Below are 24993 nucleotides of genomic sequence, written 5' to 3'. Positions count from 1 at the left end.
AACCGGGACGGCTGATGGATGAAACAGACGCCGCTTGCCAACGCTTAAAACAAGAAACTCGTATTATCAGCGAGACCCCCTGGTGATCTCGCCGCGCAGGCGGATATCCCGGCTGGAGGCGCCGACCAGCACCTGCACGCGGTGCGCCCTGACCGGCCGTAGCCCGGTATCGAGGAAAGTCAGCTGTTCCGGAGTCAGCTTCCATTCAACCTGTTTTGTTTCTCCGGCGGCCAGAAGGATCCGCGTGAAGGCCTTGAGGGCCAGCACAGGCTGCGCGATCGGGGCATCAACCCATTCAAGATAGAGCTGCGCCACCTCCTCGCCGGCGCGTATACCCGCGTTGCGGAGTGTAAAGGTGACCGCGAGCGAATCGCCACACGGTCGCAGATGGAGATTGGTATAGGCGAAGGTGGTATAGCTCAATCCATAGCCAAAGGGGAAGAGCGGTTCTCCGGGCAAATCATGGTAGGAGTCCAACCGCCCGGTGGGCTTGTGGTTGTAGACCAGCGGCAGCTGACCTTCGGCCAGAGGGAAGGTGATGGGCAGCCGGCCGGCCGGATTGTAGTCGCCGAAGAGTACCTCGGCGACGGCCTCGCCACCTGTTTCGCCGGGATACCAGAGGGCGAGCACGGCCTTCGCTTGATCCAGCCAGCGTTGCATGGTCACTGCGCTGCCGCCGGTGAGTAGCACCACCATGGGCACACCGGTGGTGGCCACCGCATGGATCAATTCTTCCTGCAGGCCGGGCAGGGCCAGGGAAGCGCGGTCGTGCCCCTCGCCCTCAATAATGCCGACGCAAACCAGCGCCACATCGCAGCCGCGCGCGGCCGCGGCTGCTTCCGCGATCTGCTTCCGGCTGCTCTCCTTCACGTCATAATCCCAGCACAACCGGATCTGTCCGCCACCGCTCCGCTCACAGAATTCGACCCTGATGGGATACGACAGGTTCTTGCGCATCTGCACCGGCACCAGGATACGATGCCAGGAGCCCTTCCCTGGGTTCTCGATGACCAGCGAGTCGTTAAAATAGAGCCGGAAGCCGTCGTTGCCCTCGAGACCGAGGCGCACAGTGCCGCTGAGCGGGGCGACCAGCTCGCCTTGCCAGCTGACACTGAACCACTCGCGGTTGAGGGTGGCGTGCGGCGCAAAGAGGGTCCAGTTGAAATCGATCTGCGGGTCGAAGCGCTCAAAGCGCGGCGAGCCGGCATAATCGGGATTGTCCCAGTAGCGGCCGATGAGCCCTGCGGATCCTTCCATTGCCTTGAGCGTCGCCGGGCGCGGTGCGCCCGGCAGAGACGCGCCCGTCCGCTCCGCAGCGGCGTGCCGCAGCCAGCGCTCCGGAACCGTCTCCACCTCCTTCTGCTCCCGGTTGCAGCCCGGTGCATAGCGTACCTGAACCAGGCCGCCGGCCCGAGCGCGCAGGCCCTCTAGAATCGAGACCGGCCGGTTGCCGGGGCCACTGTAACCCCCGAACCGCGCCTCCGCCGCATCCGGGCCGATGACGGCCAGGGTCCTGATCGCCCGCGAAAGGGGCAGCAGCGCATTGCGATTTTTCAGCAGCACGATGCTCTCGCGGGCTGCCTGGCGCGAGAGGTCGCGGTGGCTGGTTTGGCCATTGAGGCGCCCGGCCTCCGCCGGATCCACATAGGGTGTTTCGAACAACCCCAGCTCGAACTTGGCGCGCAGCACACGGGCGACGGCGCGATCGATGACAAGGCCGTCGATGTAGCCGCCGTTGAGGGCGCGGGTGAAAAACAGCGGAAAATGGCCGGCTGTCGACTGAAATAGGACGTCGAGGCCGTTCTCGAAGGCCTCCTTGACCGCGGCTTCATAATCAGTCGCGATGTGGTGCAGATCGACCATCCCGCCGACTGCACCTGCGTCGGAGATGACAAAACCCCGGAACCCCCAGGTGCCCTTTAGTATCCCGTTGAGGAGCCTGTCATGGGCTGTGCACGGCCGGCCGTCAAGGCTGTTGTAGGCGATCATCAGCGAGCGGGCGCCGCCCTGGTCGATGCAGCTCCGGAAAGGCGGGAAATAGACCTCCTCGAGGAGCCGATCGTTGAAGTGGATGGGATAGCTGTCGCGGCCGCCTGCGCCGTGGTTGACCGCGAAATGTTTGGGCGTGGTGATGACGCCGGCTTCTTCAAACGGTTGCACGAACGCGGCGCCCATAACCGAAGCGAGGAATGGATCTTCGCCATAGCTCTCCTCCACCCTGCCCCAGCGCACATCAGTAGCCAGATTGACCACCGGCGAGAGCACCTGGCGGATGCCGCGGGACCGGGTTTCACGGGCGATGGCCGCAGCGACGCGCTGTATCAGCTCCGGATCCCAGGTGGCTGCCAGCCCGATGGCCTGCGGAAAGGCCGTAGCGCCTTCGCGGACCAGACCATGCAGGGCTTCATCGAAGGGGATGATGGGAATCCCCAGACGGGTCTCCGTGACGAAGAATCGTTGCGCGGCGTTGATCTGCGCCGCCATGGCTGCTGCGGAGGCAGTACTCCCGTATGCCAGCATCTGCTGGGCTGCGCCCCCACCCGTAGCGCGCGTGGCGAATTGCAGCCCGAATACCCCGTGACGAAAGGTCTCCGGCTCCTCCGCCGGATCGCCGGGAGCCATGAAGAGCTGCCAGAGCTTTTCCTCCAGGGTCATCCGTTTGAGAAGGTCCTGGACCCGCGTCTCCACCGCGAGGCTAGGATCCCGATAGGGCAGGGTGCGATCGGCGGGTTGCGCCGGGATTCCGCCCGGCGTAATCATCGAAATGATCAGGATTAAAAGGACATACCGGGATCCGGTCATGTTCCATCCTCGCAAAAGTGGTGTTTTGGATTCAGATCTCAATTTGCACCATTTTTCCCCGATATGCAAATGGTTTTCGCGCCGGGGCGCAGCGCTCGCTCCGCAGCCCTCTGCAAATCCCGCTTGCATTCCTCTGATTCTCTTTGTATTTTTGAGCACGCGCTACAGGGCGAAGGGAATGGCATGAAGGGTCGGGATCTGTCAGACAACGGAGCCAGCATGAGCGAAATCATCCCCATTGGTGAACAAGTCCTCTCCGAAAACGACCGCCTGGCCGCAGCGATCCGCGCCCGGCGCTCGGTTTTGCATCTTCCCGCCATCAATCTGGTCAGTTCGCCGGGGTCCGGCAAAACCACCCTGCTCGAGAAAACCCTCACCCATATGGCGGGGCGGCGGCGCATCGCCCTCATCGCCGGAGATGTTCAGACCGACAACGACGCCCGACGCCTGACCGCAGCAGGGGGAAGCCTGGTTCAGCCCATCGTCACCGGCGGAGCCTGCCACCTCGACGCTCGCATGGTCACTCAGGCCCTGGAGGCGATGGACCTGGAAGGATGCGACCTGCTGATCATCGAGAATGTTGGCAATCTGGTCTGTCCCTCCAGCTACGACCTGGGGGAAGACCTGAAGGTGGTGCTGCTGAGCACGGCTGAGGGGGATGACAAACCCCTCAAGTATCCGGCGATCTTCCGCCGCGCCGGTCTTGTTGTCCTCACCAAGACCGATCTGCTCGGCAGTTCCGATTTCGATCCGGAGCGGGCCGAAGCACACGCCCGCATGATCCATCCCGGCATCGAAATCCTGCGCCTCTCCTGCCGCAGCAACGCGGGGATGGAGGACTGGTTCGCCTGGCTGGAACGCCTGATGGCGAACCGCATGGAGAGCACAGGTCATGCTCTTGGATGAGTCCAGCCGAAGCACCCGGGAACGCCGCCGTATTCGCCTGGAGGGCATCGTCCAGGGCGTAGGCTTCAGGCCCTTCACCCTGCGCCTGGCCCGGGAGTGCGGCGTGGTCGGATTCGTTCGCAACGAGAGCGGCGGCGTCTTAATCGAGGCCGAAGGACCGCCGGCGGTGATCGATCGGTTCATCGGCCGTATCCTGTCGGAACATCCCCCCTTTGCCCGGGTCGTGCGCCACAATGCGATCGCCATCCCGGTCTGCGGCGAGAGCGAATTTTCCATCCGGTTCAGCCAATACGGCGATGCGGCCGCGACCTTTATCTCACCCGATCTGGCGGTCTGCCCCGAGTGCCTGGCCGAGATGAACGATCCCGCCAGCCGCCGCTATCAGTACCCCTTTCTCAACTGCACGCGCTGCGGGCCGCGCTTCACGATTGTCCGCAGCCTTCCCTACGACCGCAGCCGCACCTCCATGGCCGGGTTTGCGATGTGCCCCGCCTGCCAGGCCGAATATGACGATCCCGGCGACCGCCGTTTTCATGCGCAACCCACGGCCTGCCCGCTTTGCGGGCCAAAGCTGTGGCTGACAAATGCCAGCGGGGTGCAGATCAGTGGCCAGGATCCGGTCGTTGCCGCCTGGGAGCTGCTGCAGCAGGGGCGGATTGTCGCCATACGCGGCATCGGGGGCTTTCATCTTTGCGTGGATGCGCAAAACGAGACGGCGATCATGACCCTGCGGCAGCGCAAGGGGCGGGGCCGCAAACCTTTTGCCATGATGGCCCGCGACCTCCAGATCATCCGCCGCTGGTGCCACGTCAGTCTAAAAGAACAGGAGCTGCTGGAATCCGCTGCCCGGCCGATACTGCTCCTGAGCGCCAAAAGCGGCGCAGAACTCCGCCAGCCGCCACAAGCACCTATCCATCCCCTCCCCTGGGCCATCGCGCCCGGTCAGCGCTGCCAGGGCTTCATGCTGCCCTATGCGCCGCTACACCATCAGCTTCTGGCCGGCCCCCTGCCGGTGCTGGTCATGACCAGCGGCAATCTCGCCGAAGAGCCGATCGCAATCGATAACGCGGAGGCACTGAAGCGTCTGGGCGGTGTCGCCGACGCTTTTCTGCTCCATGACCGCGAGATCCTGCAGCGCTGTGACGACTCGATCGTCCATCTTATCGACGGCATGCCTATGCGCATCCGCCGCAGCCGCGGTTATGTGCCCGAACCCATCCTCCTCGGAGAGGTCCTGCCCTCCCCCATGCTTGCCGTCGGCGGCGAACTCAAAAACACCGTCGCGCTTGGACGCGAAAACGAAGTCTTCCTGAGCCAGCATATCGGCGACCTCGACAACCCCGAGGCCCTGGCCTTCTTCCGCCATGCCATCGGCCATCTAAAAACCCTGCTGCGGATCGAACCGCAAATCATTATTCATGACCTCCATCCCGACTATCTTTCGACTCAGTGGGTGCTCGCACAGCCGGAGGTCAAACGGATGGCTGTGCAGCACCATCATGCCCATTTCGCTGCGGTCCTGGCCGAACACCGGATCACAGAGCCTTGCATCGGCATCATCCTCGACGGCACCGGTTACGGCACCGACGGCACGATCTGGGGCGGCGAGGTTTTGCTCGGCAACGCCGCTGCGTTCACCCGCGAAGCCTGGCTGCAGCCGGTGCCGATGCCGGGCGGCAGCGCCGCCGTGCGCGAGCCCTGGCGCATGGCCCTGAGCCATCTTCATGCGGCCTTCGGCCGCAACTGCCTCGATCTCGATCTCGAGGTGATGCACTACCGCCCGCGCGCGGAGCTGGAGCTGCTCCTCGATTCCGTGGAAAAGAGGGTAAACGCTCCCCTGACCTCGAGCTGCGGGCGCCTGTTCGACGCCGTCTCCGCCATTATGGGACTCTGTTTCGAGAACACCTTCGAAGCGGAGGCGGCTATGGCGGTTGAGATGGCCGCCGAAAAGAGTGACGCCCCGCGGCCAGCCCTGGCCGAGATTCTGGGGAGTGATTTTGTGCCGGCTGGTGCCCTCCATCTGGGTCAGTACATCCGCCGCTTGACCGGGAGGACCCTCGAGGGCTGCTCCGTCGGCCTGCTCGCCTGGCGCTTCCATCTCATCCTCGCGGACATCTTCCGGCTCGCAGCGGAGGAGGTACGGCGGCGCAGCGGTGTCAACCGCGTCGCCCTCAGCGGCGGTGTCTTTCAGAATACCCTTTTACACACACAGCTGCGCCGGATCCTCGAAACGGCTGGGTTCGAGGTATTCGCTCATCGCCTCGTCCCCGCCAATGACGGCGGACTCGCGCTGGGCCAGATCGCCGTAGCCGCTGCCCGTCTTCGCGGGTCAGCGGGCCATCCTGCAGCGTAAGAACAAACCGAGGGAGAAACGAAGATGTGCGTCGCTGCACCGGGAAAGGTCCTCCGGCTCTATGAAACGGAGGGGTTGCAGATGGGGGAGGTCGATTTTGGCGGCATCAGCAAGCAGGTCTGCCTTGCGCATGTACCGGCGGTACGGGCTGGAGATCATGTGATGGTGCATGCCGGATTTGCTCTCGAGATCATCGACGCCGCCGAGGTGGAGCAGTTTTATGCCCTGTGGCGGGCCGTGCTCGACACCCGAACCGGGGATCGCCCACGCGCCGAGGCGGGGGATGACGCGTTATGAACCTCGCCCCCTTTGCCCACCCTGAAGTGGCCAGCCGGCTGCTCGAGGAGATCCGCAACGCGCTACACCACCCCTGGGTGATCATGGAGACCTGCGGCGGCCAGACCCACGCCATTCTCCGCCTCGGCCTTGACCAGCTTTTGCCCCGCGGCATCGAACTGGTGCACGGACCGGGTTGTCCGGTCTGCGTTACGCCATCCGCACGCATCGACGCAGCAATAGCCTTAGCCGCCCGCCCCGGGGTGACACTCGCCACCTTCGGAGACATGATGCGCGTCCCCGGTTCCACCACCACCCTGTTTGCCGCCCGAGCCGCCGGCGGAAAAGTGGAGATGGTCTACTCCGCCCTCGACGCCCTCGCGCTGGCGCGACGGTCGCCCGGACGTGAGATCGTCTTTTTTGCCATCGGCTTCGAGACCACCGCCCCGGGCAGTGCCCTCGCCGTCGCCCGCGCCCGCAGCGAAAGGATCCGGAACTTTTCTCTGCTGACCGCCCATGTGCTCGTCCCCCCCGCCGTGCGCGCCCTGCTGCAAAGCCCCGGCAATCGGGTGCAGGGTTATCTCGCTGCGGGTCATGCCTGTGCTATCCTCGGCTGGCAGCCCTATGAGGCTCTGGCCGCCGAGTTCCAGGTGCCGATCGTCGTCACCGGCTTTGAAGCGGCCGACCTCCTCCGCGGCATCGGACGGGTGGTGCAGATGCTTGAGGCGGGCGAGGCGCGGGTCGAAAATGCCTATGAACGCGTGGTGCGCCGCGAGGGCAACCTCCCGGCCCAAGCGCAGCTGCAGAGCGTCTTCGAAGTATGTGATTGCGAATGGAGGGGAATCGGTGTCATCCCCGCCAGCGGCCTCCGACTACGGCCCGAGTATGCGGCATGGGATGCGCAGGTCAAATTCAGCGGGCTGATAGCGGAAAAAGCGGTCCCGACGGAGTGCATCAGCGGAGCAATCCTCCAGGGCCTGAAAAAACCGCCCGACTGTCCGGCATTCGGCGGCCGCTGCACCCCGCTGCGTCCCCTCGGAGCGCCCATGGTATCGGCCGAAGGGGCGTGTGCCGCCTATTTCAGTTACCATCGCAATCCGGAGCGCGCCTGACGTACTCTGCAGCGTATTTCTTGATCTTCAACCTGATGCCGGGAGGTTCAGTGTGAACGGCGAAACGATCCAGCTCGGCCATGGCAACGGCGGCCGTATGATGGCCGGCCTCATCTCCGATCTTTTCCGGCGCCACTTCGCCAATCCCTTTCTCAATCCCCTCGACGATGGCGCCCTGCTGCCTGAACTGGAGCCGGGCCAGCGCCTCTCCTTCTCCACCGACAGTTTCGTCGTCGATCCCCTGTTTTTCCCCGGCGGTTGCATCGGCGAGTTGGCGGTCAACGGCACGGTCAACGATCTGTGTATGTGCGGCAGCCAGCCCCGCTGGCTCAGCGCCGGATTCATCATCGAGGAGGGCTTGCCCCTCGAGGATCTGGACCGAATCGCCGCAGCGATGGCGGAGGCGGCAGCCCGAGTGGGGGTGCAAATCGTCACTGGTGACACCAAGGTCGTCGAAAAGGGCAAGGCCGACAAGCTCTTCATCAACACCAGCGGCATCGGCGTGATCGCACATGGGTTGACGCTCGGCTCCCGCCATCTCCAACCGGGCGACCGGCTGATCATCAGCGGCACGCTCGGCGACCATGGCATCGCCATTCTCTCCCGGCGGCAGAATCTCGGTTTCTCCACCGCGCTGCTAAGCGACACTGCTCCTCTGCATGAACTGACCGCCCTGCTCCTGTCGGAGTGCGGCGAGGCCGTGCATGCCCTGCGCGACCCGACGCGCGGCGGCCTTGCAGCCACCTGTCACGAGTTCGCCAGGGGATCAAGCCTCGAGATCCGCCTGGAGGAGAAAGCGCTGCCGGTGCGGCCGGACGTAGCCGCCGCCTGCGGGCTGCTGGGTCTCGATCCGCTCTATATCGCCAACGAGGGCAAGCTGGTGGCGGCGATCGCCGGAGAAGCCGCGGAGAGCGCGGTGGCGGCCTTGCGGAGCCATCCCCTCAGCCGCGATGCGGCAGTGATCGGTGAGGTCAAAAAGGGGGAAGCGGGACTGGTGGCGCTGCACACCAGCCTCGGCGCCTGGCGCCTCGTGGATCTGCCGGCGGGGGAATTGCTGCCGCGCATTTGCTGAGGCAGCCAAGACCTAGAGGGCGGGGGCCTTTTTCGTCCGCCACTGGTTCCAGATGGGCAATAGCTCGCGCCGATAGACGAAAAAGACCAGGAACAGGCTGATGACACCCTCCAGCGTATGGACGAGCAAGGGAGTAGCGGGCGTGACGTAAAGATCAGCCAGAAAAAAGATCAGGGTATAGATGACCGGCAGCCAGAGCAATTTCAACCTGTTGAATTTGAAATTATAGATTTTGCGGCATTCATTCCAGGCAAATCCCGCCACGATCCACTTCATACCGAAATTCACCCAGACGGCACCCAGTACACCCCACTCCTTCACAAACCAAAACGAAAACAGGAGTTGCAGCAGGGAGGAAAAAAAGAGCACCCGCGGCAGCAGCCGGGTCTTGCGGTAATAGTAAAACGGCGCAAGAAACATGTAAAACAGGCTGCGTGCCACAAATCCCAGGCTGAGGATGGGCAGAAAATGAAAAGCGGAATAGTAGGCCTCCCGTTTGACGACCAGGGGGACCAGCGCCGGGACTGCGATGAGAAACAGCGGCAGAATCAGCAGGGTGGCGGCGGAGAACGCGCTGAAATAGCGGTTGACCTGAATATGGCTGGCGCCGTCCGGCTGCTCCTTCCAGATTCCGAAAACCTTGGGATAGATCGTGCTGACCAGGCCATTCTGAAAGAATTCGATCAGGAGGGTGCACTTGACGGCGAAGTCATAGATCGCCACACTTTCGGCCTGGAGATAGTGGTTGATGATGAAGCGGTCGACGTACGATAGGATCCAGAACAGCAGCGAATAGAGGACCAGAGGCCAGCAGTAGCCGGCCATGCCCCGCAGAAAGCTCCGGTCCCGCGTCAGGCCGAACTCGCGCAAGAAGATGATGAACGCCAGGGCGGCCATGGCCAGGGCGGCAAGCAGCCGCCCCCACATCGGACCGATCAGGGAACGGGGGAAAAGATAAAGGCCGCTCAGCGAAAGCGCAACGACCAGGATGAAATTCAGGATATTGACCCAGAAATAGCGGACCGGTTGCTGCTGATAGATCAGGAGATTGGTGTAGAGCTTAAAGATCCCATGAAAAACCGCGGTCAGCACCGAAAGAAAGCCGTAGGGATAGAAGGCGAGTTCCGCATCGTGGAAGATCAGGCGGAAAAGCCAGGGGCCGATGAGCATCGAGAGCAACACGATGCCACCGCTGAAGCCGAGAAACGCGGTCAGGATGCCGCTCATGTTCTGCTTCAACAGGCCGGAATCGTTGCGGTATTCGATATACTGCACTGTGATGTAGGAATCGAGGCCGAAGCTGACCAGAATCTGCATCAGAAAGCTGAAGCTGATAAAGAGAGCCAGCCGGCCGAAATCACCGGTGCTGAGCAAATTGGTGTAAAAGGGCAGCAGCAAAACACTGGCCGCCAGCGGCAGCGCGCCGGTGACCGAGTAGATCAGAGAGGATTTGAAAAACTGGCGCGAGATCATCGCTTCGCTGTCGACCGCAGTTCATAGAGATGAGTCTTGCTGCGGCCGACGGTCAGGCGCAGAAAGGGACGCAGCCCGCTCAAATAGAAGAGGGGATGATACCAGGTCACACGCGCTTCATGCCGCACCACTTCATAACCGGCAGAAGTGAGCAGATGGGTGAATCGCAGGGTGTCATACTCGTGAAAATGCTGGTTGTTCCAGAAGGCGTGGGGCCGGCGCGGCGTCGATAAAAAGATGCGGGTTCCAGGTTGCAGATAGCGCTGCAGCGTCTCGAGGAAATGGAGCGGATTCATCAGGTGCTCGATCACCTCAAAGCAAAAGACATAGGCATATGGCTTCTCGGGAGCGCGCCACTCCCGGTCGAGGTCGCCGGTGGTTGAATTATACCCAAGCTGAAAGACTCCGGCCATGGCTTGGTCGAAAGCATTTTCCGGCCCGATGGAGAGCACTTCGCCAGGCTCGGTGATGCCGGAGGCCACGAACCGGCGCGTAAAATTGAAACGGAGTTTGCCCTGGAAATCGCTGACATCGCAGGCGTCCACTTGTAGATTCAGTTTTTGCGGCATGAGCAGTCATCCACGGTAAGGGTGAAAGGGGGGGCCGCCTAAAGGGCCTCGATCTGACTCAGGGCGTTTTCTGCGGCGCGGGTGGTCTGGGCATCCGAGTTGTCGTTGATCACCTTCTTGAGCAAAGGCACCGCCTTCTGGAAATTGCTGGCCCGCATCAATTCGAACGCCTCATTGTACCAGGCTGCTTGGCGTGCGACGCGAATCTTGCTGATGTTGCTCCGGGCCAGGATGGCCAATTCGCTCTTGCCCCCTTCCTTGATCACATGCAAAAAATATTTTTCCGCCTGGTCGTAGCGTTTGTCTGCAGCGCAGCGTACCCCCTGGTTGTAGATATTGACCAGTTGACCCTGCGAAGCCGCCTGGCGTGCCTCTTCGATCAGCTTTTTGATCTCCGGATCGTCGGTCTGTTTGCGCAGTTTTTCTGCCAGGGAAATGGCTTTGGCATATTCTTTCTCGCTGATCAGCCGCGCTACCCGGTCGATCTGCGTCCGCAGGGTCGACTCGCGAGCGGCCTCAAGGGCCTTCTCCCCGCCCCGCTGACCAATCAGGGCCAGAAGCTCGGTCACTTTGGTAGTATTGTCCTCGAGCACATAATACTGCAGCAGATTGCGCGCTACATCGAGGCGCGAAGGCATCCCCAGCAAGGCCTTCTCGAGGGCACTCTGGCCCTGCAGCTGCATGCCGAGATGCATATAAGCTTCACCCAGCTGAGCCTGGGCATCGATGAACCGGCTGTCGAGTTCGAGGGTTCTCAGCAGCTCATCGCGCGCCAGAGCGATGGTCTCCTCCTTCTGCGGCGTCTTTTGTTTGCGTCCAGCCGCCAGCAGACAGCGGCCGTACTGGTAATGAATCCAAGCGGAGCTGGAATCGATGGCGAGGGCTTGCAGAAAATAGTGCCGGGCCTGGGACTCCTCTTCCCGCACCATGGCCGCATAGCCGAGTCCGGCAAGAGCCAGCGCATAGCGCGGATTGACCCGGAGCGACTGCTGGAAATGGGCTTCGGCGGCGGCCAACTGGCTGGTGCCGTTATGCGCCAGCAGATCGCCGAGGTGATAGAGGATCTCCTCAAAAGGCACCGGACGAAAAAGATGACTCGACACCACGCGCAGTTCCCGCGGAGTTACCCGGGTAGAAACGAGGGTTTCCCTTTCGGAATAGGCCCTCACCGCCTCATCCAGCGCCGCCAGCGAGAGATGAAAGGCCTCCTTGAAGGCATTGGCGTTGGATTCCCCCGTCCCTAACAGGGTGATATAGCAGTCGATGGCCTCGGCTCCCCCATCGCGCAGCCCATGGAAAAGGAAATGGGTCAGCATCCAGGATTGGGCGTAAAAAATGGGATTCTTGTCCGAATCGCGGTAGAGGGAGGCATCGGCATCCAGCTTCATCAACTCGGCAAAAGGGACCCACGGCGTCGACCGCAGGGTGCGGGCATGCTCTTTGAGAGGCCCGCCGATCAGAATAGCATCGGCATCAGCCCGGAAAGTACTAAAATACTCCGCCAGCCCCTCCTGGAGCCAGAGCGGCGCTCCCGGCCAGGCGGTGGCGAAAATGGCATGGGCATATTCATGATAGATCGTCCGTGTCACCTCCTCGCGGGCGCTGACAGCGATGTATTGGGCATCCTCCCGCTGGAGAAAATAGCCGTCACTGCCGGCGGGCTGCTCGACGGGAAAACTCTGGTAGGGCGCCAGCCCGCGCTCATCCTTGAAGACAAAGATAAAGGTGGGCACCGGACTCGGCAAGGCCCTGCCGGCGCTGAACGAGGTCAGTACGGCATGGTACTGCTCGAGGCCGAGGTTGATTTCGCTGGCCTGCCGCGCCGGGGCCGCGCTATAAAGGGTGAACAGATTTCCCTCCTGACAAATCCATTTCTCTTTGGCTTTGGGCAGGGCAGGCGTAGCAGGCAGGGCAGCGGCAATCAGGGGCAGTAGGCAAAAGAAGCAAAGTTCGAGAAGAATGAATTGGAAAGGACGGGTGCAAGATGGTCTTTTAACGCACCACGACTTTGAAATCATCGCGCTCCTCTTCTACTTCCTTGAAAAGATCGAGAATCCGGCTGTAGGCTTCCCCCAGAAGCCGCTCCGCGGTTCTGGGCTGTTTGATACGGATGGTGATCGGCCCCGGGATGTCGGTTGTCAGCAGGTCCCATAGCGCATCGAGATTGCGGCCGAACCAGGACGGGAAGTCGAGCTGCCGCGCCAACTCGTCGTAGAACCGGTCCATGGAGGTCAGATCGCGGCCTTGCAGAAGACAGTGTTTCACGGGCATGGCGGTACCTCCACAAAGGTCCGGTAATGGTCGACGGTGACATAGCGCAATCCGTCGCTGGAAAAAACCATGCGCTTGGCGCCGCGGTGGCCACCCTTGTAGTCGAGATCGAGTTCGCGCCAGCTACGGCCGCCGGCTGGCAGCTGGTTCTCCCGGTTGGAAAAGCGGTCGCCGCCGATGCTTTTGCCCTTTAGGGCGGGATGGGCCCAAAGATCGTCCCCCGGCCGCCATCCCGCCTGGCGAGCCTGGGCTTTGGTGACATACCGGCCCGGGAGTTCACGATTGTTGCTGCGGTTCAGCGCGACCAGAATGGCCGCCAGCTCCGCCTCGTCGATCTGTTCCGCTAGATGGCGATTGAGGTCGGCCACCGCGCGCAAACACCCGGAGTCGGCCGCAGCCGGCGCGGCAGAGGATTGCGCGACAGCCGGGGCCGTGCTCTCCCCGTCACCGGAGAGCCAGTGTGTGGCCACCGCCACCGCGAGAACGATGGCGATCCACAGGAGTATTTTGCGCCTGGGCATGCGAAGAGTTCGTTATTTCCGATATTTATCAATAAAATATCGCAATTTTCAGGCCCATTTCAAAACATTTTCTTCACCGGCGGGCAGGAATTCGACTATCGGCCCAGGCCGATGGTCTGGCGCAGGGTATCCCAAAGGCTTTTGCCCGGAATCCGGGAAGCCTGGTTTTGGCTTTTCCGGATTGCGCCGTTCCGCATCGCGCTGGCGCGGCCCGAAGCGACAGCGCTGCGTCTGGCGCCGCTACGGCTGCCTTCACGACGGGCGGCCTCGCGGCGGGGGTCACCGCGATAGACGCCATCGTTCCGGGCGACCTGGGGGCGTCCCGCTTGGGGATAGGCGGAGCGGGAGGCATGTGAAACCGGGCGCTGCGCGCCGGATGGGGGCAGTGGCCGCTGCACTTGCCGACGCGCCGGATTCTGAGACCGCCCGGCCGGCGAAGCCGGCTCCGGCGCCGCCTGACGGTAATTAAAATCCTGCAGAGTCTCCCGCGGCAGGGGCTTGCCCATGATTTTTTCGAGGGTTTTCACCATGTCCGTATCCTCGGGCGTGGTCATGGTGTAGGCGAGGCCGCTGCGCTCGGCACGTCCGGTACGGCCGATGCGATGAATGTAGGCATCGGCGGTATCCGGCATGTCGAAATTGATGACATGGGAGATCGTTTCGACATCCAGTCCGCGCGCGGCGATGTCGGTGGCGACCATGATCTGGAACTCGCCGCGCCGGAACCCCGTGAGCGCCGCTTGACGTTGACTCTGGGTGCGGTCACTATGCAGGCTGGTCACCTTGTAACCGTGACGACCCACCTGCAGCGCGACGCGTTGGGCGCGGTGACGGGTGCGCGCGAAAATCAAGACCGAATCGGTCTCGGTGCGCTGCAGCAGAGCCAGCAGCAGAGGCAGCTTGAGATGCGGCTGCACCGGGTAGAGCGCGTGGCGGACCGTATGAACCGGCTGGGCGAGCCCGAGCATGACGCGCTGAGGCTTCCGCATCTCCTGGGCGGCCAGTCCTTCGATCTCCTCTGGAAAAGTGGCGGAGAAAAGCAGAGTCTGACGCTGCGATGGGATCTTCTGGACGATTTTGCGGACTGAAGGTAAAAAGCCCATGTCGAGCATCCGGTCCGCTTCGTCGAGGACCAGAATCTCAATCCCCGAGAGATCGGCCTGGTGCTGATCCATCAGGTCGAGCAGGCGGCCGGGACAGGCGACGAGAAGCTCAACGCCGCTGCGCAAGGCCTTGATCTGCGGCCCGGAAGGAACGCCGCCATAGACGGTGACGCTGCGCAGATCCGTACCCTGGCCCAGGCTGCGGACCGTCTCGTGGATTTGCTCGGCCAGCTCGCGCGTGGGGGTGAGGATCAGGGCACGGCTTTGCTTGCGCGGCCCGGAGAGCAGCTGGTGCAGAATAGGCAGCACAAATGCCGCGGTTTTACCGGTACCCGTTTGCGCTGTGCCGATCAGGTCGTGTCCGGAGAGGATCACGGGGATGGAGGCAGACTGGACAGGTGTAGGCGTGACATAGCCTTCGGCTTTGATTCCCGGCATCAAGCGGGAATCGAGCTTGAATTGATCAAAACTCATGATACATCCTTTATGGATAGAGGACTGGAAATGTCAGAGGATGAAGAGGGATGCGCATTGGAACTGCAGGGGAATCCGTCAAGAGGGACGCACTGGCAGGTCGGGATTACATATCAATCAACATCGCGATTTCAATAACGGCACTGAATTGGTGTTATGAAATGACATCTCGCAATTAATATTAACTATGAGTATACATAATAAATTTCTAATTTCCAATACTTTTTTCTCATTCTTGGCGAAATCCGGCTGGGCCTCCAATCTCTCGCGCCGACCCGAAGGCCAGGTGGGCCTCTATGCTCTCGCGTCGCCCCCCAGGCCAGGTGGGTGCGAGAAGAGAGCACTCGCACCTACCCGTTCCAAGGAGCTACAGTTCCCAGAGCAGTCCGAGCGTGATTGCGAGAAAATCGGAATCGGGCTGCTCCTTGTTGCCGATATTATCGAGATCGTAGTTGAGAAAAACATAGCGGACATCGGCGGTGAGCTTCATGTTGCTGACCGGCAGCTCCAGTCCCGCGCCGAGATGGTAGCCAAGAGTGCTTGTAGTCTGATCCTCGGGCGCGCCCAGGCCGATCTTGTTCTGATCGTAATCGACCGTGGTGTGATACCAGCCCGCGCCGGCGAGGCCGTAAACCACTGGCAGAGGATAGAGCAACGCGGATACCTGTACGGGCCAGCTGCGGAGGGTCATCATGCCGTCATCGTACTTTTCTTGACGGTAATCAATGGCGCCCTCGATCTTTAATCCGCCCATCGCGAGGCGCGCGGCCAGGCCGCCATACATCTGCCCCTGATCGGCATCCTTGCTCTTGTAGTACCCGGCGCGTGGTCCGAGGTATAACTGCGCCATTACTTCGCTCTGCAGGACCAGGACGAACGTCAGCAAGGCCAACAGCATCATCATTTTTCTCATCGTCAGCTCCTTAAAAAAGATCCGCTGCAGAAAAAACCTTTCTATTAGTATACCGCTTTGGCAGGCGGAAAGTAGAGAGCTCCGTCACAAAACCATGATTAATGGTACACATTTCAGCGCACAAAGGCAAGTCAAAAACGCACAGCCTGCAACGATTCCTCCTGTTCCCTATTTCACTGCGGTGATGACAAAATTGATCAGGAAAAGAGCGGTGACGAAATACATCAGCGGATGCACTTTTTTCGCCTCTCCCCTGACGGTTTGCGTGAGCACATAAAAAATGAACCCTGCAGCCACGCCATTGGCGATGCTACAGGTGAAGGGCATCATCACCACCGTGAAAAAGGCCGCCACCGCCTCATCGGGATTACTCCAGTCGACCTCGCGTATGCTTGAGATCATCAGGATGCCAACGACGATGAGGGCGGCTGCGGTGGCCGCGGCGGGGATGATCAGGGCGAGCGGCGCGATGAAGAGCGCCAGCAGGAAAAACACCGCGGTGAAAACCGAGGTCAATCCGGTACGTCCGCCCGCGCTGATCCCGGCTGCGCTTTCGACGTAGCTGGTGACGTTGCTGGTGCCCAGCAAGGCACCGATCGAGGTGGCGATGCCATCGCTGAAGAGGGCGCGGTCAAGTTTGGAGGAGATCCCCTTGCCTGCTGCCAGGCGCTCGGCATCACGCTGGTCGAAGATCCCGGCCCGGCGTCCGGCGCCGATGAAGGTACCGATGGTGTCGAAGGTATCCGAGAGGCTGAAGGCCAGGATCAGCGCCAAGATCGAGAAGACCCTGTCGGGTTGACTGAACAGACCGGCGATATCGAGATGGAAGAGCGTCGGCTCCAGCGATGGTGGGAGAAAATCGGCAGCCGCCAGATGCGGCCAGTGCACCTGGCCGGTGGCCAGACCGATCACAGTCGTCGCTAGGATCCCGAGCAGTATTGCCCCGCGCCAGCGCAGCAGCAGCATGATGACCGTGAGGATCAAGCCGGTCACCGCGAGGAGGGTGACCGGATCGGTGAAACGAGTCAGCGAGGGCACGACGTCCCGGGCAACGACCTGTTGGACCTTGTCGCCGGCAAGGGTGGCGCGGACAATCTGGGCGCTGTCGGCGGTGAAATCCAGGAGATGAGCGTTCTTGATGCCGAGATAGGCTATGAAGAGTCCGATCCCGCCGCCGATGGCATGCTGCAGCGACTCCGGGATGGCCTCGATCAGCATCTTGCGGATATTGGTGACAACAATGATAAAATTGATCACCCCGCAGAGGAAGACAATCGCCAGGGCTTGTTGCCAGCTCAGCCCCATAGTGAGCACGACCGTGAAGGTAAAAAAGGCATTCATCCCCATACCAGGGGCTTGGGCGAAGGGGACATTGGCGTATAATCCCATGATCAGGGTGGCGATAACCGTCGAGAGGATGGTCGCGGTGAACACCGCGCTGCGGTCCATGCCGGTCAGGCTGAGGATGGCGGGATTGACAAAGATGATGTAGGCCATGGTGATGAAGGTGGTGAGCCCGGCCACCAACTCGGTACGGAGGGTGGTGTGATTAGCCGAAAGGTTGAAAAACCGGTCTAATGATCCTCGCATGGCTTGTTTTTCTCCTATTAGCTTGAATGGGCTTGAGCAGGGATCTGCTGGCCTGCTGCCGGAACAGCCGCTCCGGCTCTTTGCTTCATTCCACAACGATCTCATCGAAAAAGACCCAGGAGAGGCCGCCCTCGGAAGGATGCCAGGCGGGCAAATGTTTGGTCCCCTCGACCTCGAAGCGCAGCCAGCGCACCCCGGCAGGAAGAGCAGTGAAGACGAATTCGTGAACCTTGGGCTCCTGGCGCTGGTCGCCCTCCACCGCCTCGCTCCCGGCCGGCTGAAAGGTTTTGCCGTCGGGCGAAACCAGGCAGCTCACCCGGCGCGGATGCAGGATCCAGCTCTTGGGATCGTAGAGGCTGGCGAGACGAACGCGCTGCGGCTGCGCGGCAGCGCCGAGGTCCAGGGTTAGGGCGAAATCAACCCCCTCCCAGCCGAGCCAGTGCACCTTGTAGTCGCTGGCTCCCTGCACCCCGTTGGTCAGCACCGCCAGGTCGCCGCGAGCATACTTGGGGCTCGGCGGCGGCGCGGCGGTCACGGATTTGCGGAAAGCGAGATTGCCCTCGACACGGGCATCGATAAAGCGCAGGGTGGTCTGGTAATAATCCTCGAGGGTGAAGCCGCTCTCATTGACCAATCCGAGTCCGGCGGCTTGACCGGCGGCATGGAATTTTTCCAGCGTCGCGCGCATCTCAGGCCGCAGCACAAAGGCGCCTCCCTCCTCCCGGTACCAGCCCCGCGGGCCGAAGAGGTCGTCCTTGCCGATCTCCATGACCGCGTACTGCAGGGGCATCCGCGCCGTGCGCACCCGCTCCAGCAGTGCGGGTTCATCTGCCACCGCCGCTTCGGCCTGGTCGAAAAAGCGGTTGTATTCATCCACATTTTCCGCCGAGAGAAACGTTGCGGCGTTCCAGACCGGCGAGCCGTAGATATCGAGACGCTGACCCGAGTGGATCAGCTCCGTCTCCAGCCGCTCGATATAGTCGTTAATGAAGGGTGCGGCCGCAGCAAAATAACCTCGGAGGAAATCGTTTTTCAGGGAATCGGCATCGAGATCGGGATTCCAGAGCCATTTGGCGATGAGCCAGTTCTTGAGCTCGGCCATCTCGCCGCCCGACTGACCGTTAGACTGCTGAAAATGCTCCAGGCCGCCGTTGCGGACGAAGAACTGCAGGTTGGGCTGCAGGACGTGGAGATTGGGAAAGGGGCTGACGAAATTGGTGAATTGGACCACATAATCCCAAATGAAGAGATTCCGGGTCCGCTGCGACCATTCCCGGATATCCCGGACAAAATCCTGACTCTCCGGATCGGCTTCGATCGGCTTGCTGCGGTTGAGTTCGATGGTGCAGAGGACGATTTGGACATTCTCCGCCGGACGGGTGATCCGCGGCGCCGGGCGTGAAAACTGGTAGGCCAGTGTGGAGATGATCTTATCGGGAAATTCCTTGGCCACGGCGTTTATGAAGCGGAGGAGCGGCCCGGCAGGCGAACCCTCCTCCTCGATGATCTTTTGGCAATCGGGGCACTGGCAATAGGATAAATTATCGTTCTGGCTCACCGACCAGTATTTTCGGTCGGGCTGCTCCGATATCGCCTGGCGCAGGTGCGCGATAGTCAGGCGCAGAACCTCCGGATGGGTAAGACAGAGCTGGTCGTGAATCCGCTTGCCGTTCATCCAGCAGTAATACTCCGGGTGGTCGGCGAAATAGTCGGCGCGGGGCACGAGACGGTCAAAGGTGTGGACGTAATAGCCGCGGCCGTAGATGTCGTTGACATCATCGAGGCGCATCCACTCCTTGTAGCCGGGATCGCGGAGGAATCGGGAATGGATGGAACGGAAGCGGCTGGCCGGGGCCTGGACCTCCGGCACGATCCGGAGGGTCAGGTCGCGGTGCGGCGGCACCACCTCAACCGTAGGCGTGTATTTGCGGCAGCCGAGGTACTTTTCGAGGAAATGGACCGCGCCATAGACCGCACCGCGGTCCGCGCCGCCGAGGAGGAGGATATTGTCTCCGTCCGGGCCGAGATAGAACCCATCCTCGGGCAGTTGGCTCTGCAGGGCCGTGAGCACTGGCGGCAAGCGCCGGCCAGCGCCAATGCGGATCTCCTTCTTCCCGGCAGCCGCGGCCTCACCCACGACAGGCAATTCGGCACCGGTTGATTTGCGGAGATACTCCTGCAAAAGACCGGCCGCGCGTTGCTCGGCGGCGGCCGGCTTTTCAGGCAGGACGATGCGATAGGGTGAGCGGCCGTGCTGGGCGAGGCGCAGCAGAGCCGGGCGTTTGTTCCCGATGGGGAGTTCAGGAAGGGCCGGGACAATGGCGGCGCCGGCGCGGCTGCCCGCCGGTGCAAGTTCCAGGGCTGCAGGCTGCTTATAGAGGCCCCACTCCGAGAGTGCCGGCTCGGTCCGTGACCGGGTGATGACCAGGCGCACCCGGGTCGCGGTGACCGGCGGAAAACGCATCAACCGTTTGAAGCCGACGGTGGTGCCGAAGGCGATGGATCGCCAGCCGCTGCCAGAGGGCGCCTGCAGCTCGAAGGCTTCGATGCGCTGGCCGTTCTGGATGGGCTCCTGAAGGGCGAGGACATCAAAGGTTTTTTCACCACCGAGTTCGGCGGTAAGGAGAGCGGTCTCCGAGCCGCCGGGCGCGCGCCAGAACGAGGCGGGATCGCCGTCGGTCAGAACGGTCAGGCCGGATGGGGGGTCTTGCTGCCGCGCGCCGGCTTGTTCCGCGTTCGCCGCCTCTCCCCCGCCGCCGGCGGTGACTTGGGTGCCGGAAAGGAGGTTAGTGACAAAGGTGGCGTCCAGCGCCTGGCGCATGCCGAGCAGGGCCGCGGCATCGTTCTCATGGATCAGGCCGCGCTTGTCGGGCGGCAGATTGAGGAGCAGCACGCAGTTGCGGCCGGCGGATCCGTAATAAATATCGAGCAGTTTTTCGGCGCTCTTGACCTGGCCGTCCTCGCTGGCGTGGTAGAACCATCCCGGCCGGATCGAGACATCGGCCTCAGCCGGGTACCAGATCAGCCGGGGGGCGGCGCGGATCTTGTCGCGGCTGCCGAGATCGGTTTCGGTGAGATCGCCGGGCACAAAGGCGGCGTCGCTGGCCTGCTGCTGGGAGAGGGCGGCGATGGCATCGGTGTCCAGCGCCGCGGCCGGGAGAACGCTCCATTCGGTCTCACGGCCATAGCCCGCCTCGGTGCCGACCCAGCGCACATCGGGCCCCATGATGGCGATGACCGCGTTCGGCTGCAATTGGCGGATGAGCTGGTACCAAGCCTGAAAGTCATAGATCTGACGTTTGCCGTTGGGCCCCTCGCCGCAGGCGCCGTCGAACCAGACCTCCGCCACCTCGCCGTATTGGGTGAGGAGCTCGCGCAGTTGGTTCATGAAATGGACGTTGTAGCGCGGCGAATCGCCATAACTCGGTTCATGGCGGTCCCAGGGGGAGAGATAGACGCCGAATTTGAGGCCGTACTCGCGGCAGGCCTCGGCGACCTCGCGGACGACATCGCCTTTACCGCCGCGCCAGGGGGAGCGCTTGACCGAGTGGTCGGTGAAGGCGCTCGGCCAGAGGCAAAAGCCGTCGTGATGTTTGGCGGTAAGAATGATCATCTTCAGTCCCGCGGCCCTGCAGATCCTGGCCCACTGGCGCGCATCGAAGGCGGTGGGATTGAAAAAGGCCGGATCCTCGGTCCCATCGCCCCATTCGTGGTTTGTGAAGGTGTTGATACCAAAGTGGGTGAAGGCAATGGTCTCCAGCCGCTGCCAGGCGTACTGGCGCGGCGAGGGAACGACGGCCGCCGCACGGCGGATCAGGTCGGCTTCGCTTTCGGAAGTCGTTTGCGTCCGGCCGATGTCCGGCGCCGCGGTGATCAGGAGGATCAGAAAAAGAGTTTTATTCATGCTCAACCTGTTTGTCCGAGGTTCAGTTCAGGGTGACGGTATAGGTGGCGCCCGGCGCCGTGGCAAACCGAGCCCACTGGCCCGCGCCGGCAGCCGCGAGGATGCGGCCATCCGGGCCGGTGACGCGGAGCGCAGCGCTGCCGCAGCGCAGGGTGCAGGGAGCGCCGGCCGCCGAGTGGATGCCGGCGCGCAGGAGCCGGCCCTGCCGCCAGGTGATATCGACACGAAAGCCGCCGCGGCCCCGCAGCCCCTGCACCTCCCCCTCCGTCCACTCCGGCGGCAGGGCCGGCAGCAGACGCAGTGCTCCGCCCTGGCTCTGCAACAGCATCTCCGCAATCCCGGCGGTCCCGCCGAAATTGCCATCGATCTGGAACGGCGGATGGGCGCAAAAGAGATTGGGGTAGCTGCCGCTGCCGCCGTGCTCCCCGCGGGCCAGGTCCGCGCCGCTGGGCCGGAGCAGCACCCGCAGAAGGGCATGGGCACGGCCCCCTTCGCCAAGGCGCGCCCAGAAGCTGACCTTCCAGGCCAGCGACCAGCCGGTGCCGTCATCGCCGCGCAATTCGAGCACTTTGCGCGCGGCCGCGGCCAGCTCGGGCGTCGCCTCCAGCGAGATCTCGTCACCCGGATAGAGCCCCCAGAGCTGCGAAACGTGACGGTGGTGCGGCTCCGGCTCCTCATACTCCTCGAGCCACTCGAGCAGCTGACCCTTGGAACCAATCTGGTTGGGCGCGAGCTGACGGCGGAGAGAATCCATCTCCGCGGCGAAGGCCGTGTCGATGCCCAAAATGCGCGCCGCCGCACTGCAGTTGCCGAAGAGCGCCCGCAGCAGCTGCTGGTCGATCGCCGGTCCCATGCAAATCTGCCCGGTGAAACCATCCGGCAGCCGGTAGGAATTCTCGGGAGAATTGGAAGGAGCCGTCACCAGCCAGCCATGACCGGGCTCGCGGACCAGCATGTCCCGGTAAAAGAGGGCCGACGCCTGCATCACCGGCCAGACCCGCGCCAGATAATCCCGGTCCAGAGACCAGGCATAGTGTTCCCAGAGATGTTGGCAGAGCCAGGCCGCGCCGCTGACCGTCGCGCCCCAGGAGGCCCCTTCGCCGGGCGAGGTGAAGAGCCAGGGATTGCTGATCACATGGGCCACCCAGCCGCGAGCGCCATAATAGGCCCGGGCCGTCCGCCGCCCAGGTTCCACCAGCGCGCTGATGTAATCAAGCATCGGCTCGTGCAGTTCGGCGAGGTTGGTCACCTCGGCCGGCCAGTAATTCATCTGCAGATTGATATTGATATGATAATCGCCGTTCCAGGGGGTCTGGATCTCCTCAGCCCAGAGTCCCTGGAGATTGGCCGGCAGCCCGCCCGGACGCGAGGAGGAGATCAACAGATACCGTCCGAACTGAAAATAGAGGGCCATCAGAGCAGGGTCGCTGCCGCCTTGCTGCAGTGCGAGCAGGCGGCGGTCGGTAGGCAGCCTGGCCGCCGCTCGATCAGATCCGCCACCGCCCAGATGGAGTGCGGTGCGGCGAAAAAAGTGCTGATAGTCCGCCATGTGGCGGCTGCACAGCGCATCATACTTCCGGACCGCAATGCTACCGAGATCCTGCTGTACCGCTGCGCCGGGATCACGGGTGTGGCGCCCGGCAAAGCCGTCAAAATCGGTTGCGGCCGCGAGCAAGAGCAGGACCTCGGACGCCTCGGTGACGACCAGCCGGTCTCCCGCTACCTCCACCCGGCCGTCACAGGCGGCGACGCGCAGACGAACGGCATAGCACATCCCCATGCCGCCGCGGCCATCGTTGAGTTGCCCGGCCATCTGCAGCTCGCGCGAACCGGAGGCGACGGTTTTGAAGCGCTCCGGCCGGTCCAGGGCGATGGTGAACTGCAGCGCTCTCTTCCGGCTGGCGGTCAGCCGCAGGACCAGCACCTGGTCCGGGGCGCTGATGAAGAGTTCGCGCTGAAAGGTAACGCCGGCGCGGCGGAAGCGGACCGTGGCCACGGCGCGATCGAGATCGAGCTCACGGCGATAGTCGCGGACCACCCCGCGTGCCGTAAAGTCCAGACGCAGTGCGCCCAGAGTCTGATAGCAGCCGTAGGGAACGTTGGCGCCGCTGCCGTAGCCGGAGCCCGCCCCTGCGCAGACAAAGTGCTGCATCACCAGCGCCTGCGCGGCGCGGTTGTCGCCCGCCAGCAGCAGAGCGCGGATCTGGGGCAGATAGGTATGGGCGTCCGGCCGGTCGGCCTCCTGCGGCGACCCCGACCAGAGCGAGATCTCGTTGAGCAGGATCTTTTCCGAATCGGCGCCGCCGAAGAGCATCGCCCCGATCCGGCCGTTGCCGAGCGGCAGCGACTCGGTGAACGAACCGGCCGGTCGGTCGAACCAGAGCCGCAAATCGTGACGCTTTTCGGCCGGCGATATCCGCACCAGTCCGAGCACCAGCAACATTACGGAAGGATACACCAACCTGTGCGGTATCATCAGAACCTCATCCCTTGAAAAATGAGCAGCCCGAGACGGCCCAGGCTGCAGGATGCCGCATTCCTCATGAGCTACCCTTTGCGTTCACCCCCGCTTCCCAGATTTTTATCTCGCGGGCGGTGGCATAGGCCGCGGCGAGCAAGGCCTGCGTCAGGACCGGGACACCCTCTGAGACAGAAGAGCGGTCTCGGTAAGTCCGGAAAAAGGCGGACAGCGGGCGCACCACAAAGGCCCGCACGCCGGGCGGCTGGCCGAGCGGCGTACGGGCTGGCAAATCGGCCGGCGAACCGGCCGATGGAGCCCGTGGCTGCCCCGTGCCAGGACCGGCCGCGGCGGTAGGATTAAAGAGTTCCAGCTGCCGTTGCTGCGCCGTGAAGAGCGCCTCGAGGGGATCATCCGCCGGCAGCGCGGCGGCACCGTCCTCCTTCGCCGCCCGCAGTCGCTGCAGATGCCGGATCTTCATATAGAGGGCAAGCTTGACCAGCGCGGTCACCCAGGCGAGCACCAGGCCGTGCCGGCCGTCGCGGAAACCGCCCTGGGCGATGTACTTGCGCAGAAATGCGGCGAGGGGGTGCGTGAAGAAATCGAGGGCCCGCACGTGCTGGCGCTCGAGGCGGTCCAGCGCTTCGAGGGTGGAGTAGCGCCCCATCTTATCGAGGCTGCTCACAATGGAGGGGTGGGAATAATGGTCGAGATCGCCCTGCAGGGTGCCGCTTTCGCCGGCGACGGTGAAGCCTTCATGCACCCGGCGGTCGATGACCGCGACCGCGTCGCGGCGGAAGAGCCGCAGCTGATAGCCGGGGTACCAGCCGCCGTGGCGGATCCAGCGCCCGAGAAACCAGGAGCGCCGGCCGACGCGGTATCCGGGCAGCGCCGCCGGATCAGCGATGACACGGCGGATCTCCACAGCCAGTTCGGGGCGGATGCGCTCGTCCGCATCCAGGCTGAAAATCCACGGCGAGGTACACTGCTCGAGCGCAAAGGCCTTCTGCGCTGCGAACCCGGGCCAGGCGCGAATATAGACACGCTCCGTGAACTCGCGCGCAATTGCTGCAGTCGCGTCACTGCTCTCGGCGTCGACCACGACGATCTCGTCCGCCCATGCCGCGCTCTCAAGACAGGCGCGCAGGTTGGTCTCCTCATTGCGGGTGATGACAGCGATCGAGAGTCTCGACATG

The 24993-nt window shown here is 62.7% G+C and carries 17 protein-coding genes; 5 read left to right on the top strand and 12 right to left on the bottom strand.

From position 1 onward, the window contains the following. Positions 1 to 66 precede the first annotated feature (66 nt). Entirely contained in the window at positions 67 to 2802 is a 2736-nt protein-coding gene (locus PLH32_11860) for a glycoside hydrolase family 3 C-terminal domain-containing protein (protein ID HQJ65300.1), read from the bottom strand. Positions 2803 to 3021: 219 nt separating this feature from the next. On the opposite strand from PLH32_11860, the gene hypB reads away from it, so the two are divergent. The 5 genes from hypB to hypE are packed head-to-tail and all read left to right on the top strand — an operon-like array spanning position 3022 to position 8521. Beyond that, positions 3022 to 3708, top strand: coding sequence for a hydrogenase nickel incorporation protein HypB (gene hypB / locus PLH32_11855; GenBank protein HQJ65299.1), 687 nt, complete (start codon positions 3022 to 3024; stop codon positions 3706 to 3708). Beyond that, positions 3695 to 6061 carry a carbamoyltransferase HypF gene (hypF, locus tag PLH32_11850; GenBank protein HQJ65298.1) on the top strand — a complete coding sequence of 789 codons (2367 nt, stop codon included), beginning with the start codon at positions 3695 to 3697 and terminating at the stop codon, positions 6059 to 6061. The genes hypB and hypF overlap by 14 nt, the downstream gene beginning before the upstream one ends. Positions 6062 to 6085: 24 nt before the next feature. Beyond that, complete coding sequence (locus PLH32_11845; GenBank protein ID HQJ65297.1) at positions 6086 to 6358, top strand: HypC/HybG/HupF family hydrogenase formation chaperone; 273 nt, start codon at positions 6086 to 6088, stop codon at positions 6356 to 6358. Continuing rightward, positions 6355 to 7449: a hydrogenase formation protein HypD gene (gene hypD / locus PLH32_11840; protein ID HQJ65296.1), complete on the top strand. Its 1095-nt coding sequence runs from the start codon at positions 6355 to 6357 to the stop codon at positions 7447 to 7449. Before PLH32_11845 ends, hypD begins: the two co-directional genes overlap by 4 nt. 52 nt (positions 7450 to 7501) lie before the next feature. After that, complete coding sequence (hypE, locus tag PLH32_11835) at positions 7502 to 8521, top strand: hydrogenase expression/formation protein HypE (protein HQJ65295.1); 1020 nt, start codon at positions 7502 to 7504, stop codon at positions 8519 to 8521. Positions 8522 to 8533: 12 nt separating this feature from the next. On the opposite strand, the gene PLH32_11830 is transcribed toward hypE, so the two are convergent. From PLH32_11830 to PLH32_11780, 11 genes are all read right to left on the bottom strand, one after another. Then, positions 8534 to 9994 carry an oligosaccharide flippase family protein gene (locus PLH32_11830; GenBank protein HQJ65294.1) on the bottom strand — a complete coding sequence of 487 codons (1461 nt, stop codon included), beginning with the start codon at positions 9992 to 9994 and terminating at the stop codon, positions 8534 to 8536. Then, positions 9991 to 10563: a methyltransferase domain-containing protein gene (locus PLH32_11825; protein ID HQJ65293.1), complete on the bottom strand. Its 573-nt coding sequence runs from the start codon at positions 10561 to 10563 to the stop codon at positions 9991 to 9993. Before PLH32_11825 ends, PLH32_11830 begins: the two co-directional genes overlap by 4 nt. A gap of 38 nt (positions 10564 to 10601) precedes the next feature. Beyond that, positions 10602 to 12581, bottom strand: coding sequence for a hypothetical protein (locus tag PLH32_11820; GenBank protein ID HQJ65292.1), 1980 nt, complete (start codon positions 12579 to 12581; stop codon positions 10602 to 10604). After that, a complete protein-coding gene (locus PLH32_11815; protein HQJ65291.1) occupies positions 12556 to 12834 on the bottom strand; it encodes a barstar family protein in 279 nt (92 codons plus the stop codon). The genes PLH32_11820 and PLH32_11815 overlap by 26 nt, the downstream gene beginning before the upstream one ends. Continuing rightward, positions 12825 to 13355 (bottom strand): ribonuclease domain-containing protein, encoded by a 531-nt coding sequence (locus tag PLH32_11810; GenBank protein ID HQJ65290.1) that lies wholly within the window; start codon positions 13353 to 13355, stop codon positions 12825 to 12827. The genes PLH32_11815 and PLH32_11810 overlap by 10 nt, the downstream gene beginning before the upstream one ends. A gap of 95 nt (positions 13356 to 13450) precedes the next feature. Beyond that, complete coding sequence (locus tag PLH32_11805; protein HQJ65289.1) at positions 13451 to 14932, bottom strand: DEAD/DEAH box helicase; 1482 nt, start codon at positions 14930 to 14932, stop codon at positions 13451 to 13453. A gap of 367 nt (positions 14933 to 15299) precedes the next feature. Beyond that, positions 15300 to 15845, bottom strand: coding sequence for an outer membrane beta-barrel protein (locus PLH32_11800; GenBank protein ID HQJ65288.1), 546 nt, complete (start codon positions 15843 to 15845; stop codon positions 15300 to 15302). A 168-nt stretch (positions 15846 to 16013) separates the two neighbouring features. Further along, positions 16014 to 17435, bottom strand: coding sequence for an NCS2 family permease (locus PLH32_11795; protein HQJ65287.1), 1422 nt, complete (start codon positions 17433 to 17435; stop codon positions 16014 to 16016). A gap of 85 nt (positions 17436 to 17520) precedes the next feature. Further along, positions 17521 to 21339 (bottom strand): DUF4838 domain-containing protein, encoded by a 3819-nt coding sequence (locus PLH32_11790; GenBank protein HQJ65286.1) that lies wholly within the window; start codon positions 21337 to 21339, stop codon positions 17521 to 17523. Positions 21340 to 21361: 22 nt separating this feature from the next. After that, positions 21362 to 23815 carry a glycoside hydrolase family 95 protein gene (locus PLH32_11785; GenBank protein ID HQJ65285.1) on the bottom strand — a complete coding sequence of 818 codons (2454 nt, stop codon included), beginning with the start codon at positions 23813 to 23815 and terminating at the stop codon, positions 21362 to 21364. A gap of 64 nt (positions 23816 to 23879) precedes the next feature. Beyond that, positions 23880 to 24992, bottom strand: a complete 1113-nt coding sequence (locus PLH32_11780) for a glycosyltransferase family 2 protein (protein HQJ65284.1) — start codon at positions 24990 to 24992, stop codon at positions 23880 to 23882. Position 24993 lies beyond the last annotated feature (1 nt).

It is taken from the genome of bacterium, assembly GCA_035419245.1.
Taxonomy (GTDB): domain Bacteria; phylum Zhuqueibacterota; class Zhuqueibacteria; order Residuimicrobiales; family Residuimicrobiaceae; genus JAKPUX01.
Note: the sequence above shows the minus strand (reverse complement) of the source record. Positions and strands in the feature narration are given on the sequence as shown.

Bases quoted from the DNA above. Each gene is read 5' to 3' on its own strand.
- PLH32_11860 (HQJ65300.1), bottom strand. From the start codon at position 2,802: ATGACCGGATCCCGGTATGTCCTTTTAATCCTGATCATTTCGATGATT.
- hypB (HQJ65299.1), top strand. From the start codon at position 3,022: ATGAGCGAAATCATCCCCATTGGTGAACAAGTCCTCTCCGAAAACGAC.
- hypF (HQJ65298.1), top strand. From the start codon at position 3,695: ATGCTCTTGGATGAGTCCAGCCGAAGCACCCGGGAACGCCGCCGTATT.
- PLH32_11845 (HQJ65297.1), top strand. From the start codon at position 6,086: ATGTGCGTCGCTGCACCGGGAAAGGTCCTCCGGCTCTATGAAACGGAG.
- hypD (HQJ65296.1), top strand. From the start codon at position 6,355: ATGAACCTCGCCCCCTTTGCCCACCCTGAAGTGGCCAGCCGGCTGCTC.
- PLH32_11830 (HQJ65294.1), bottom strand. From the start codon at position 9,994: ATGATCTCGCGCCAGTTTTTCAAATCCTCTCTGATCTACTCGGTCACC.
- PLH32_11825 (HQJ65293.1), bottom strand. From the start codon at position 10,563: ATGCCGCAAAAACTGAATCTACAAGTGGACGCCTGCGATGTCAGCGAT.
- PLH32_11820 (HQJ65292.1), bottom strand. From the start codon at position 12,581: ATGATTTCAAAGTCGTGGTGCGTTAAAAGACCATCTTGCACCCGTCCT.
- PLH32_11815 (HQJ65291.1), bottom strand. From the start codon at position 12,834: ATGCCCGTGAAACACTGTCTTCTGCAAGGCCGCGATCTGACCTCCATG.
- PLH32_11810 (HQJ65290.1), bottom strand. From the start codon at position 13,355: ATGCCCAGGCGCAAAATACTCCTGTGGATCGCCATCGTTCTCGCGGTG.
- PLH32_11805 (HQJ65289.1), bottom strand. From the start codon at position 14,932: ATGAGTTTTGATCAATTCAAGCTCGATTCCCGCTTGATGCCGGGAATC.
- PLH32_11800 (HQJ65288.1), bottom strand. From the start codon at position 15,845: ATGAGAAAAATGATGATGCTGTTGGCCTTGCTGACGTTCGTCCTGGTC.
- PLH32_11795 (HQJ65287.1), bottom strand. From the start codon at position 17,435: ATGCGAGGATCATTAGACCGGTTTTTCAACCTTTCGGCTAATCACACC.
- PLH32_11790 (HQJ65286.1), bottom strand. From the start codon at position 21,339: ATGAATAAAACTCTTTTTCTGATCCTCCTGATCACCGCGGCGCCGGAC.
- PLH32_11785 (HQJ65285.1), bottom strand. From the start codon at position 23,815: ATGATACCGCACAGGTTGGTGTATCCTTCCGTAATGTTGCTGGTGCTC.
- PLH32_11780 (HQJ65284.1), bottom strand. From the start codon at position 24,992: ATGTCGAGACTCTCGATCGCTGTCATCACCCGCAATGAGGAGACCAAC.